Genomic DNA, 12,846 nt, shown 5'->3' with positions numbered 1-12,846 from the left:
GGCGTCGGCCAACAACCACCGCGCGTCGTCGACAACCGATGGTTGTCACCTAAGGTGAGAGCCGTGGATCTCGACCTGGCGCAGGTGCGCGCGTTCGTGCTGACCGCCGAAGAGCTGCATTTCGGCCGGGCGGCCGAGCTGCTGGCCATCTCCCAGCAGGCGGTGTCCAAGCGGATCTCGGGCCTGGAGAACGCGCTCGGCGTCCGCCTGTTCGATCGCGGCGGCCCAGGCGTGCGGCTGACGCCGTACGGCGAGCGTCTGCTGGGGCCCGCCCGGAGGGTGCTGGCCGCCGGGGAGGCGGCGGTGGCCTCCGTCGGCGCAGCGGACCGGCCCGTGCGCGTCGACGTGTGGGGGCACCTGTTCGCCCCGATGCGCACCCTCGCCCGGATCGCGGCGCGCCCCGAGGCCCCAGCGCTGGAGCTCGGACATGGCCGCGACCTCGCGTCCGTGGCGGCGTCCCTGCAGCACCACGAGATCGACGCCGGCTTCGGCCGGATCCATCCGCCGCTGCCCGCGGATCTGGCCCACCAGCTCATCCGGTTGGAGCCGGTCGACGCCATCCTCAGCGCGGATCATCCGCTGGCGGGTGAGCCCCAGCTGCGGCCGGAGCAACTGCGCGGCAGCGTCCTGCGGACACCGGGGCCGCTAGACCGGCTGGACTTCCTGCGGCGGTTCGCCGACGACTTCGACATCAGGGATCGGGTCGGGGCTGCCAACCTGGGCCCTGATCACTTCGTCGCGCAGATCGCGGGCGACCCCCGGTGCTTCTCGCTGTTGCCCGCGGACACCCCGCTGCCCGAGCTGCCGGGGCTGCCGGGGGTCCGGTCCGTCCCGCTGGTGGAGCCGACGCCGCTGTACGCCTGGTCGCTGCTGTGGCGGCGGGATGACGCCCACCCGCTGCTGGATGCCCTGGTCGCGGTGTGTGTACGGCAGGCGGGTCGCGACCGCTGGCTGGAGTATGACCCGCGCCGCGACTGGCTGCCCGAGTGAGAGATGCGATGGGAGCGCTCCCAACAGCCTATCTAGGGTGTTTGTCGGCAAAAATCCGTATCTACAGCGCCAGGTAACGGTTGCGTTTCGCCGTATTGACGTTCTCCCCCGCCCTCCGCCACTCTTCGTGGGAGCGCTCCCAAAAGACACCCATCGCGGCTCCAACGGTCGGGGACGAGGCCGCGACCACCCGAGAGGGGTCCACCATGATGACCATCAAGCGCCGCGGCAGCCTGGCCGCCGCCCTGGCCGCGGCCGCCCTGGCGATCGCCTCCTGCGGTTCGGGCTCCACCCCCGCCGCCGGCGCTCCTTCCGCCTCCGGCGCCGCCGAGCCCGTCACCGTCAGGGTCCAGGTGTTCGGCGGCGGCGAGAACTTCGGCTACAAGAACGCCGTCGCCCGGTGGAACGCCGAGCACAAGGACGTCCAGATCAAGCTGGAGGTGCTCACCGACCAGTTCGAGCAGGTCTACTGGCCGCAGATGATCCAGTGGTTGCAGGCGGGCAAGGGCGCGGGCGACGTCGTCGGCATCGACGAGGGCGGCATGGGCCTGGCCAAGGCGCACCCCGAGTGGTGGGCCGACCTGGGCGAGCAGGGCCTGTCGGGCCGCCAGGCCGACTACCCGGCGTGGAAGTGGGAGAACGGCGTGTCCGCCGACGGCAAGGTGTTCGGTCTCGGCACCGACATCGGCGGCATGAGCATCTGCTACAACAAGACGCTGTTCGAGAAGGCGGGCCTGCCCACCGAGCGCGACGAGGTCGGCGCCCTGTGGCCGACCTGGGACGACTTCCTCAAGGTCGGCCAGCGCTTCCAGGGCAAGGTGAAGGACGCCAAGTTCACCGACGGCACCAACACCCTCTACAACGTGGTGCTGGTCCAGGAGGCGGCCAAGAACGGCAACCTGGCCTACTTCGACAAGGCCAACACGCTCGTCGTCGACAAGAACCCCGCGGTCAGGACGGCCTTCGACTTCGCCCGGCAGATGACGCAGCTCGGCCTGACCGCCAAGCTGCGCAACTTCACCGAGGAGTGGGCGACGGGCACCAAGAAGAACGCCTTCGCCACGGTCGGCTGCCCGTCGTGGATGCTCGGCGTCGTCAGCGGCAACGCGGGCGAGGGCGCCAAGGGCCAGTGGGACGTCGCGTCCGTTCCCGGTGGCGGCGGCAACTGGGGCGGGTCGTGGCTGGCCGTACCGAAGCAGTCGGCGCATCCGAAGGAGGCGGCGCAGGTCGCCGACTACCTGACCAGCGCGAAGGTGCAGGCGAGCATCTTCGCCGACTTCGGCAACATGCCGAGCAACGTCAAGGCGCAGCAGGACCCGGCGGTCACGGGCGCGAAGAACGCCTTCTTCGACGACGCCCCGATCGGCGACATCTTCGCCAAGTCGGCGGCCTCGCTGCAGCCGGTGTTCCTCGGCGTGAAGCACACGCAGGTCAAGAACGCCATCGAGTCGGTGGTACAGGGCATGGACGACGGCTCGGTCGCCCAGGACAAGGCCTGGCAGCAGCTCGTGGACGACGCGGTCAAGGCCGCGGGCTGATCACAGCCAAGAGCCCTGGCCCGCCGCCGCGACCCGTGGCCGGCGGGCCGGTCGCCCGTCCCCGAAGCGAGAGGTCTCCATGAGCCTTCACCTGGAAAAGGCGCCCCCGAGGGTCGCCGCACCGCCACCGCCGAGGTACGGCAGGCGGTGGCGGCCCGTCCTCGACATCAGGGCCATGCCGTACGTCCTGATCTCCCCCTACTTCGTGCTCTTCGCCTTGTTCGGGCTGTTCCCGCTGGCGTTCACGTTGTGGTACTCGCTCTACGACTACGACCTGGCGGGCACCACCGAGTGGGCGGGCCTGGGCAACTACGCCCAGTTGCTGGCCGACGAGGACTTCTGGAACGCGGTCGTCAATACCGTCGGCATCTTCCTGCTGGCCACGATCCCGCAGCTGCTGCTGGCGCTGCTGCTGGCCAACGCGCTCAACAAGCGGTTGCGCCTGCGGCTGGCGATCAGGCTGAGCGTGCTGCTGCCGCTGGTCACCTCGGTGGTGGCGGTCGCCGTCGTCTTCACCCAGCTGTACGCCAGGGACTGGGGCCTGGTGAACTGGGTGCTGAGCTGGTTCGGCGTCGAGCCGATCAACTGGCGGGCCGAGCGCCTGCCCTCGTGGCTGGCGATCGCCACCATGGTCGACTGGCGGTGGACCGGTTACAACGCGATCATCTTCCTGGCCGGGATGCAGACGATCCCGCGCGACCTGTACGAGGCGGCCTCGATCGACGGGGCCTCGCGCCGCAGGCAGTTCTGGCAGATCACGCTGCCGATGCTGCGCCCGACGCTGATCTTCGTGGTGCTGAACTCGACGATCGGCGGCCTGACCCTGTTCGCCGAGCCGACCACCTTCTACAACGGCAACGTGGACGGCGGCTCGCAGGGTCAGTTCCAGACGGTGGCGATGTTCATCGTCAAGCAGGGCTTCAGGGAGTTCGACTACGGCTACGCCGCCGCGGCGGCCTGGCTGCTGTTCCTGCTCATCCTGCTCGGCGCCCTGGTCAACTTCCTGTTCGTCCGCCGGATCGGGGGCACCACGTGAACACCCACCGCGCGACGGCCATGACCAAGGTCATGCTGGCCGTGGCGATCGTGCTGTCGGCCTTTCCGCTCTACTGGATGCTCGTCATCGCCTCGCGCACCAACGACGACGCCGTGGACGTCCCGCCGCCGTTCCTGCCGGGCGGGAACCTGGGCGACAACATCCGGGCGGTGCTGGCCAACGAGGACGCGCACTTCCTGACGGGGCTGACCAACTCCTTCGTCGTGGCCTCGGTCGTCACGGTGTCGGTGGTGCTGATCTCGACGCTGGCGGGCTTCTCCTTCTCCCGGCTGCACTTTCGGGGCAGGCGACTTCTGCTGCTGACGATCCTGCTGACGATGATGGTGCCGCTGCAGCAGATGGGGATCGTGCCGCTCTACCGGCTCATGGTCGAACTGGAGTGGACGGGCACGCTGACGGCGGTGATCCTGCCGTACCTGCTCAACGGTTTCGGGGTGTTCCTGATGACGCAGTACACCGAGCAGGCGGTGCCGAACGAGCTGGTCGAGGCGGCCAGGGTGGACGGCGCCTCCACGATGCGGATCTGGTGGAACGTCGTGCTGCCCGCCGTACGGCCCGGCATGGCGGTGCTCGGGATCAACACGTTCATGCTGTTGTGGAACGACTACATGTGGCCGATGATCGTGCTGACCCCCGACAATCCGACCGTGCAGATCGCCATCCAGGCGCTCAACGAGCGGTTCTCCACCAACTACGTGCTGATCTTCGCGGGGACCGCGCTGTCCGTCGTCCCGCTCGTCATCGTGTTCATCGCGTTCGGCCGGCAGATCGTCGGCGGCATCATGGAAGGTGCGGTCAAGGCGTGACAACCCAACAGGAGCGGCTCGACGACCGGCTGCTGTTCCCCACCGGCTTCACCTGGGGCGCGGCGACCTCGGCGTACCAGATCGAGGGGGCGGTCGGCGCGGACGGTCGCGGCCAGTCCATCTGGGACGTCTTCTCCAGGCAGCCGGGCAGGGTGCTCGGCGGCGACAACGCCGACGTGGCCGTCGACCACTACCACCGCTACCGCGAGGACGTGGCGCTGATGGCCGGGATGGGGCTGAGCGCCTACCGTTTCTCGGTCTCGTGGCCGCGGGTGCAGCCCGACGGCATGGGCGCGATCAACGAGCGGGGGCTCGACTTCTACCGGCGACTGGTGGACGAGCTGCTCGATCGTGGGATCGACCCGTGGGTGACGCTCTACCACTGGGACCTGCCGCAACCGCTGGAGGACAGGGGCGGCTGGCCCGAGCGCGACACCGCCTACCGCTTCGCCGAGTACGCGGCGACCGTACACGAGGCGCTGGGCGACAGGGTGCGCAACTGGGCCACGGTCAACGAGCCGTGGTGCGCGGCCTTCCTCGGGTACGCCTCGGGGGAGCACGCGCCCGGACGGCGCGAGCCCGCCGGCGCGGTCAGGGCGGCGCACCACCTCAACCTGGCGCACGGCCTGTCGGCACGGGTGCTCAAGAACGGGGAGACCAGGGTCGGCGGTTGCGTGAACCTGTACGCGGTCTCCCCCGCCACGGACTCCCCCGCCGACCTCGACGCGGCGCGACGCGTCGACGGGCTGCAGAACAGGTTCTTCCTCGACGCGCTGCTGAAGGGCCGCTACCCGGCCGACGTGCTGGAGGACCTGGAGCGGGTCACGGACCTGGCGTTCGTGCGCGACGGCGACCAGCAGACGATCGCCGCGCCGATCGACATGCTGCTGATCAACTACTACAGCCGCTTCACCGTCTCGGGCGCACCCGGCGGCTCGGCGTCAGCGGCCGCAGCGCCGACCGAGACCGCCTCCCCCTGGGTGGGCAGCGAGCACGTCTCGTTCGTCGACGGCGGCCGGCCCGTCACGGCGATGGGCTGGGAGATCGACGACAGCGGCCTGAAGGAGGTCCTGGCGCGGGTGGCCGCCGACCACCCCCGCCTGCCGCTGGTCGTCTCGGAGAACGGCGCGGCCTTCGACGACGTGCTGTCCGGGGGAAGGGTGCGCGACACCGACCGCATCGCCTACCTGGAGTCCCACCTGCGCGCCTGCAGGGCGGCGATCGACGAGGGGGTGCCGCTGGAGGGCTACTTCGCCTGGTCGCTGCTGGACAACTTCGAGTGGGCGTGGGGGTACGGCAAGCGCTTCGGGCTCCTGCACGTCGACTACGCCACCCAGCGCAGAACCCCCAAGGACAGCGCGCTGTGGTACGCGGAAACCATCCGGCACAATAGCTGAATGGCCATGAACCGACCGACGCTCGAAGCGGTCGCAGCGCTCGCCGGGGTTGGCAGGGGCACGGTGTCCCGCGTCATCAACGGCTCGCCGAAGGTGAGCACGAAGGCCAGAGACGCCGTGCTGAAGGCCATCGAGGAGCTCGGCTACGTCCCGAACAGGGCCGCCAGGACGCTGGTCACGCGGCGCACCGACACGGTGGCGCTGGTGGTGTCGGAGTCGGAGCAGCGCATCTTCGACGAGCCGTACTTCGCGGGCATCATCCGCGGCATCGGCTCGGCGCTGGCCGAGACGGGGCTGCAGCTCATCCTGGCGATGGCGCAGTCGCCGGACGAGCACGAGCGCCTGGAGCACTACCTGACAGGTCAGCACGTCGACGGCGTGCTGCTGCTGTCGCTGCACGGCGAAGACCCGCTGCCCGGCAGGCTGGAGGCGATGGGCGTGCCGACCGTGCTCGGCGGCCGTCCGGTCGGGCTCGAGGCCTTCAGCTACGTCGACATGGACAACAGGGCCGGGGCCAGGCAGGCGGTCAAACACCTGCTCGGCCTGGGCCGGTCCAGGATCGCGACGATCGCGGGCCCGCAGGACATGGGGGTGGGCGTCGACCGGCTCGCGGGCTACCGCGACGCGCTGCTGGCATCCGGCCTGGGCGAGCTGGTCGCCTTCGGCGACTTCTCCGAGGAGAGCGGCGAGAGCGCGATGCGCGAGCTGCTGGCCGCCCATCCCGAGCTCGACGCGGTCTTCGCCGCCTCTGACCTGATGGCCGCGGGCGCGATGCGGGCGCTGAAGGCCGCAGGCAGATCCATCCCCGGCGACGTGGCCGTGGTCGGGTTCGAGGACTCCAAGGTGGCGCTGCACACCGACCCGCCGCTCACCACCGTCCACCAGCCGACGGAGCTGATGGGCAGGCAGATGGCGCACCTGCTGGTGGCCAGGATCAACGGCAGGGAGCTGCGCCAGCCGGTGCTCATCCTCGACACGCGTCTGGTGCTGCGCGGCACCGCCTGAGGGCCGGACACCGCGTCTGTATTCTTTGCCGGTCGCAACGAATGCCGGTCGAAAGGAATCTCCACGTGCCCACACTTTCCGGCGCCGGCTACACCGCCGAGATCAGCGCCCGCGGCGCCGCCGTCCGCGCCCTGCGTCATGGCGCGCGCGAGCTGCTCACCAGCTGGCCCGAAGGCGCCCCCGTCCCCTACTTCGCGGGCACCCTCCTGGCGCCGTGGCCCAACAGGGTCGGCGGCGGCGGCTACACGTTCGCGGGCGAGCGCCACGAGCTGCCGGTCAACGAGCCCGAGCGCGGCCACGCGCTGCACGGGCTGGTCCACGCGGCCGAGTGGCAGGTGGCCGAGCAGCACCAGGCGTCGGTACGGCTGGCACACGCGCTGGCCCCCTCGCCCGGCTATCCCTTCGCCCTGTCGTTCCAGGTCGTCCACTCGCTCGGCGAGGACGGCCTGACCACGACGGTCACCTGCCGGAACACCGGCGAGAGCGCCGCCCCCTACGGCTGCGGCCCGCACCCGTGGCTGCTCGGCGAGCGGCTCCAGTTGCCGGCCTCGAAGGTGCTGCTGCCCGACGAGCTGCTGCTGCCGCGTTCGCTGGAGGAGGTGGCGGGCACGCCGTACGACTTCAGGCAGGCCCGTGAGCTCGGCGACACCCGCCTCGACCACACCTTCACCGGGCTGTCGGCGGGCGAGGTCGCCGTCGACGACATCAGGGTGAGCTGGGACCCCGAGGTGCTGCCGTGGGTGCAGGTGTGCACGGGCAGGCACCTCGACTACGCCGGTGTGGCGGTCGAGCCGATGACCTGCCCGCCCGACGCGTTCAACTCCGGCGCCGACCTGGTCGTGCTGGAGCCGGGCGAAAGCCACGAGGCTTCCTGGACGATCGGAGCCCGCTGAGCCGCGTGGGCTTTGCCTGAGGGTGCTTGCGCGGCCCCGAATCTCAACGCATGCTGAATTCATGCGTTGTGTGATAGCAGGCGGCGGCCCCGCGGGCGCGATGCTCGCCCTGCTGCTGGCCAGAGCGGGCGTCGAGGTGACGCTGCTGGAGAAGCACGCCGACTTCCTACGCGACTTCAGGGGCGACACCATCCACCCGTCGACCCTCCAGGTGCTCGACGAACTCGGCCTGGCCGAGGAGTTCCACCGGATTCCGCACCGCAAGGCCTACCGGCTCGACCTGGTGACCGACACGGGCACCAGCAGGCTGGCCGACCTGCGGGGCCTGCCGGGTCGCTACGACTACATTGCCTTCGTCCCGCAATGGGACTTCCTCACGCTGCTCACCTCCCAGGCCGCGAAATATCCGTCGTTCCGGCTGCTCATGAACGCCGAGGCGTACGGGCTGATCCGCGACGGCGGGACCGTGCGCGGCCTGCGGTACCGCGACGGGGACGGCGAGCACGAGCTGAGGGCCGACCTCACGGTCGCGGCCGACGGCCGCGGCTCGGTCCTGCGCGCGGCGGCCGGGCTGACGCCGACGGAGTTCGGCGTGCCGATGGACGTCGTCTGGTTCAGGTTGCCGCGCGAGGACACCGACCCGGGCGAGACCTTCCTGCGCCTGTCCCCCGGCCGGCTCCTGGTCACGATCAACAGGGAGAGCTACTGGCAGCTCGGCTTCGTCGTCGCCAAGGGCGACGCCGAGCTGCTGCGCGCGGCGGGTGTCGAGGAGCTGCGCGGTCAGGTCGGGCGGCTGCTGCCGTTCCTCGAAGAGCGGGTCACGCAGCTGCGGAGCTTCGAGGACGTCAGCACGCTCACCGTCGCGCTGAACCGGCTGCGGCGCTGGTACCGGCCGGGCTTCCTGTGCATCGGCGACGCGGCGCACGCGATGACGCCGGTGTTCGGGGTCGGGATCAACCTGGCCGTGCAGGACGCCGTCGCCACGGCCAACATCATCCTGAGGGAGGGCCCCTCGGCGGTGCGCAAGGTGCAGCGGCGGCGCATGTTCCCGACCAGGGTGACGCAGTTCGCCCAGCGGGTGGCGCAGCGGCAGCTCATCAAACCGGTGCTGGCGGGATCGCCGCGGATGAGCCGGGTGCCCGACCTCGCGCGCATGCCCGTGATCAACCGGCTGGCCAGGACTTTCATCGGAAAAGGGGTTCGTCCCGAACATGTGGCCATGAGGTGACATGCGGGTGGCCCCCGGCCCGCAGGTCCGCTCTGACGGGCGTTCCCGGGCCCGCCATGGTCGCCAATCGGTCGCGGCGTTCTCACAACGTGGACGCCGAGGTCGGCGTGCGGGGGGCGGGTGGAATACCCTCGTATGCCGTGAGCAACCTTGATTCCTGGCGAACCATGACCGCGGCCCAGCAGCCCGACTGGCCCGACCGCAGCGAGCTCGAGAAAGTGGTCGCCGAGCTCGGCGGACTGCCGCCGCTGGTCTTCGCGGGTGAGTGCGACCAGCTGAAGGACCAGCTCGCGGCCGTGGCCAGGGGCGAGGCGTTCGTCCTGCAGGGCGGCGACTGCGCGGAGACGTTCGCCGGCGCGACCGCCGACAACGTCCGCAACAAGCTCAAGACGCTGCTCCAGATGGCGATCGTGCTCACCTACGCCGCCAAGGTCCCGGTCGTGAAGATCGGCCGCGTCGCGGGGCAGTTCGCCAAGCCCCGCTCCAAGGGCACCGAGACCCGCGACGGCGTGGAGCTGCCCGCCTACCGCGGCGACATGGTCAACGGGTTCGAGTTCACCGACGAGTCACGCAGGCCCGACCCGTGGCGGCTGCTGCGGGCCTACCACTCCTCGGCCGTCACGCTCAACCTCGCCCGCGCCTTCACCAAGGGCGGCTACGCCGACCTGCGCCAGGTCCACGCGTGGAACCAGGACTTCGTGGCCGAGTCGCCTGCCGGGCGCCGCTACGAGCAGCTCGCCCGCGAGATCGATCAGGCGCTGGCGTTCATGCGGGCCTGCGGGGCCGACCCCGAGGAGTTCCACACGGTGGAGTTCTACTCCTCGCACGAGGCGCTCATCCTCGACTACGACAGGGCGCTCACCAGGGTCGACTCGCGCACCGGCCTGCCGTACGACGTGTCGGCGCACATGGTCTGGATCGGCGAGCGCACCCGCCAGCTCGACGGGGCGCACGTGGAGTTCTTCTCCCGCATCCGCAACCCCATCGGGGTCAAGCTCGGGCCCACGACGACGCCCGAGGAGGCGCTCGCGCTGATCGACAAGCTGAACCCGACGAACGAGGCGGGGCGGCTGACGTTCATCACGCGGATGGGCGCCTCCAAGATCCGCGACCACCTGCCGGTGCTGGTGGAGAAGGTGACCGCGTCCGGCGCCCAGGTGGCCTGGATCTGCGACCCGATGCACGGCAACACGTTCGAGGCGCCGAGCGGGCACAAGACGCGGCAGTTCGACGACGTGCTGGACGAGGTGACGGGCTTCTTCGAGGTGCACCGCGCGCTCGGCACCCACCCGGGCGGCATCCACATCGAGTTCACCGGTGACGACGTGACCGAGTGCGTCGGCGGCGGCAAGGAGATCGTCGAGGACGACCTGGCGCTGCGCTACGAGACCGCGTGCGACCCTCGCCTCAACCGCGGCCAGTCGCTGGACCTGGCCTTCCGGGTGGCCGAGCTGTACCGGTCGGTCTGACCCACGCTGTTCCCGCGCCCGCTCCCACCTTGTTGGGGGGCGGGCGTTTCGGGCGTTATGGGTGGTACCGCAGACGTGAAACCGAATCGTCTTCTATGATCATCTGAAACAGCCCGAGACGTATGGAGCAACCGTGGATGGTCAGCCGGCGCCCGAGGGAGTGGACCCGAACGTCCCCAATGTGGCGCGGATGTACGACTACTACCTCGACGGCAAGATCAACTTCGCCGCCGACAGGGCCGCCGCCGACCAGATCCTCCAGCTGTTCCCCGAGACCAAACACTCGGCCCAGGAGAACCGCGCCTTCCTCGGCCGCGCCGTACGCCACCTGGTCAGCCAGGGCGTCGACCAGATCGTCGACCTCGGCTCCGGCCTGCCCACCCAGGGCAACACCCACGAGAGCGCGCCGGACGCCAGGGTCGTCTATGTCGACTACGACCCCGTCGTCTGCGCGCACGGCAGGGCGCTGCTGGCCGACGGCGCGAACGTCGACATCCTGCACGGCGACGTCCGCGAGCCGGGCAAGCTCCTCCTCGACCTCGGCGACCTGATCGACTTCAAGCGCCCGGTGGCGTTCCTGATGCTCGCTGTCCTGCACTTCCTGCCCGACGCGGAGGCCTACCCCGTCGTGGAGGCGCTGCGGCAGGCGAGCGCGCCGGGCAGCCACCTGGTCGTCAGCCACGCCATCGACGCCAAGCCGGACACCACGCCCGAGGCGCTGGAGATCTACAAGCGCGCCACCGCCTCGCTCAACCTGCGCACCAAGGAGCAGATCGAGCGCTTCTTCGACGGCTACGAGCTCGTGGAGCCGGGGGTGGTCTTCCCGAAGGACTGGCGTCCCGAGCAGCCGCCGCTGGTCGGCGACAGCACCAACTCGATCGGCTACGCGGGCGTCGGCGTCCTGCGCTAGACAGAAGCCGCAAGCTCGTGCGAGGTCTTGAATGCGAAGATCTATAAGCGGGCCACTCATGTCCGCCTTACTCATGTGCAGCATGGGAATGTCCGGTTGTTCGAGTTCGGTGTCGCCGAAGGCGGCACAAGGCACTCCTGCATCCACGCCGACATCGTGCAAGGGGGTGGTACGCAAGGATGGATTCCCGTCATGGGCACGAACGTCTGGTTTCAGTGCCGACGCGTCGCCGAACTACGTGCTAGGGGAGCGTGGGAATATGGTGGGGGTCTTGTTCGGAAAGACAACGCTTTATTCGCCGCCGGCGCCAGGAACGGCGAATAAGATTCTGTGGATCTCGAAACGGCCAACAAACTCTTATAATGGCCTCGAAATTCAGGCAAAGCTTGGTGGCGTGTCCATAAGGAAGGTTCTCGACGGGACAGGTCCATCTCTTGTGGACATGCCGCGAGCGGGATGCTGGACCTTTCGTCTTTCGTGGGATGGGCACGAGGACGTTATCAACATTCCCTACAGAGCTCCGTGATCAGCGCAACTGCCTTTGGCTCCGGCGTTCTATAAGGCCCAGGCGATCGAGCATTTCGAGCAGCGGCACCGCCAACCGGCAGAGCTGACGGGGTCTTGGCGTGTGGGTTGGCGGCTTGATGTGCGGCTTGGCGACGGGCAGTCGGGTTTGGACACCTCAAACACTCAAGATCAAGGTCCTGAAAGGGTGGCCTCCGGGGCGCCGGTGCAGGAGACGCGTCGGTACCACACCTCACACTCGCGGACACACGCGACGTCCTGCAGGCGCGTGCCGGGTATGAGCGAACAATTCGTCTGCCTGTGCCGCTGAACCCATTTCAGCGGCTCTCGCGGAGTTGTAGAACGAGGAACGCCTTGACCAGCTGACCTGCGCGAAGTGGGCAGCAGCGGAGCTTGCGGAGGATCCGCCAGGTCTTCAGCTGCGCATTGGCGCGCGCTCACCGGGGCCCGCGCCGGAAGACTTCCCTCCGTTGCGGGCCGACAGCCGCAGGTCACGCATGGGGACCGTCAGACTTCTTCCACGCTGCTCGGCTCGCGCCGCGGCAGATCGATACCGAGCTCGATGCCAGGCTCGGGAATGCTCTCGCCCTTGACGATCGCCTCGTAGACCTTGACCTCTCGCGGAGCACCAAGCGCAGGCCCTCGTGGCTGATGTCGCCGACCCCCTCCAGCTTGATCAGGCTCCACGCCGAGAACGGCAGGCGATGCTCGGCTGGCCTGGACTTCGCGATCTTCTTGATCTCGCGCCGTTCGGGCAGGGTGAAGGTCTTCGGCCGCCCTTGTACTCAAGGGTAGAGCGAGTCGAAGCCGACGGCGTTGAAGTTGTGGATCACCGGACTCGTATCCCGCCAGCGCGTCACAACCGGGCAAACGTTTCCGGATGCGCCTAAATAGCCTGGAGCCTTCAGGTGGTCCGGGATACCGAGACGCGTGGTCAACGGGGGCGGGACGGGGGCGGGAGCCGCCGGGTGGCCCGGAGGAGTCTCACCTCCGGGCTCCCACAGAACGGAGCGTGACAGTCTCCCGTC

At 69.2% G+C, this 12,846-nt stretch carries 10 protein-coding genes and 1 pseudogene; 10 read left to right on the top strand and 1 reads right to left on the bottom strand.

Going from position 1 to position 12,846, the window contains the following annotated elements; translation table 11 throughout:
* Positions 1–63 precede the first annotated feature (63 nt).
* From ACFXJ8_RS18675 to ACFXJ8_RS18630, 10 genes are all read left to right on the top strand, one after another.
* The gene (locus ACFXJ8_RS18675; RefSeq protein ID WP_379645157.1) at positions 64–990 is read left to right on the top strand and encodes a LysR family transcriptional regulator; all 927 of its coding nucleotides are present in this window, start codon (positions 64–66) and stop codon (positions 988–990) included.
* Positions 991–1,196: 206 nt separating this feature from the next.
* Positions 1,197–2,528, top strand: a complete 1,332-nt coding sequence (locus ACFXJ8_RS18670; protein WP_379645156.1) for an extracellular solute-binding protein — start codon at positions 1,197–1,199, stop codon at positions 2,526–2,528.
* Positions 2,529–2,607: 79 nt separating this feature from the next.
* Positions 2,608–3,564: a carbohydrate ABC transporter permease gene (locus ACFXJ8_RS18665; RefSeq protein WP_379645155.1), complete on the top strand. Its 957-nt coding sequence runs from the start codon at positions 2,608–2,610 to the stop codon at positions 3,562–3,564.
* Entirely contained in the window at positions 3,561–4,391 is an 831-nt protein-coding gene (locus ACFXJ8_RS18660; protein ID WP_379645154.1) for a carbohydrate ABC transporter permease, read from the top strand. The genes ACFXJ8_RS18665 and ACFXJ8_RS18660 overlap by 4 nt, the downstream gene beginning before the upstream one ends.
* Positions 4,388–5,788 (top strand): GH1 family beta-glucosidase, encoded by a 1,401-nt coding sequence (locus ACFXJ8_RS18655; protein ID WP_379645153.1) that lies wholly within the window; start codon positions 4,388–4,390, stop codon positions 5,786–5,788. The genes ACFXJ8_RS18660 and ACFXJ8_RS18655 overlap by 4 nt, the downstream gene beginning before the upstream one ends.
* Positions 5,789–6,793, top strand: a complete 1,005-nt coding sequence (locus ACFXJ8_RS18650; protein WP_379645152.1) for a LacI family DNA-binding transcriptional regulator — start codon at positions 5,789–5,791, stop codon at positions 6,791–6,793.
* A gap of 65 nt (positions 6,794–6,858) precedes the next feature.
* Entirely contained in the window at positions 6,859–7,686 is an 828-nt protein-coding gene (locus ACFXJ8_RS18645) for an aldose 1-epimerase family protein (RefSeq protein ID WP_379645151.1), read from the top strand.
* Between the two features lie 61 nt (positions 7,687–7,747).
* Positions 7,748–8,914 (top strand): FAD-dependent oxidoreductase, encoded by a 1,167-nt coding sequence (locus ACFXJ8_RS18640; protein WP_379645150.1) that lies wholly within the window; start codon positions 7,748–7,750, stop codon positions 8,912–8,914.
* Positions 8,915–9,054: 140 nt separating this feature from the next.
* On the top strand, positions 9,055–10,383 hold the full coding sequence (locus ACFXJ8_RS18635) for a class II 3-deoxy-7-phosphoheptulonate synthase (protein ID WP_379645149.1): 1,329 nt from the start codon (positions 9,055–9,057) through the stop codon (positions 10,381–10,383).
* 133 nt (positions 10,384–10,516) lie between these two features.
* Positions 10,517–11,293 (top strand): SAM-dependent methyltransferase, encoded by a 777-nt coding sequence (locus tag ACFXJ8_RS18630; RefSeq protein ID WP_379645148.1) that lies wholly within the window; start codon positions 10,517–10,519, stop codon positions 11,291–11,293.
* A gap of 842 nt (positions 11,294–12,135) precedes the next feature.
* On the opposite strand, the pseudogene ACFXJ8_RS18625 reads toward ACFXJ8_RS18630, so the two are convergent.
* Positions 12,136–12,266: pseudogene (locus tag ACFXJ8_RS18625) on the bottom strand (IS5/IS1182 family transposase); the annotation flags it as partial.
* Positions 12,267–12,846: the final 580 nt, after the last annotated feature.

Origin of the sequence: Nonomuraea sp. NPDC059194 (assembly GCF_042754765.1) — a bacterium.
Lineage (GTDB): Bacteria > Actinomycetota > Actinomycetes > Streptosporangiales > Streptosporangiaceae > Nonomuraea.
This window is presented reverse-complemented; position numbering and strand designations above follow the sequence as displayed.

Coding starts and splice junctions, on each gene's coding strand:
- ACFXJ8_RS18640 (WP_379645150.1), top strand. CDS start 7,748: ATGCGTTGTGTGATAGCAGGCGGCGGCCCCGCGGGCGCGATGCTCGCC.
- ACFXJ8_RS18670 (WP_379645156.1), top strand. CDS start 1,197: ATGATGACCATCAAGCGCCGCGGCAGCCTGGCCGCCGCCCTGGCCGCG.
- ACFXJ8_RS18650 (WP_379645152.1), top strand. CDS start 5,789: ATGGCCATGAACCGACCGACGCTCGAAGCGGTCGCAGCGCTCGCCGGG.
- ACFXJ8_RS18665 (WP_379645155.1), top strand. CDS start 2,608: ATGAGCCTTCACCTGGAAAAGGCGCCCCCGAGGGTCGCCGCACCGCCA.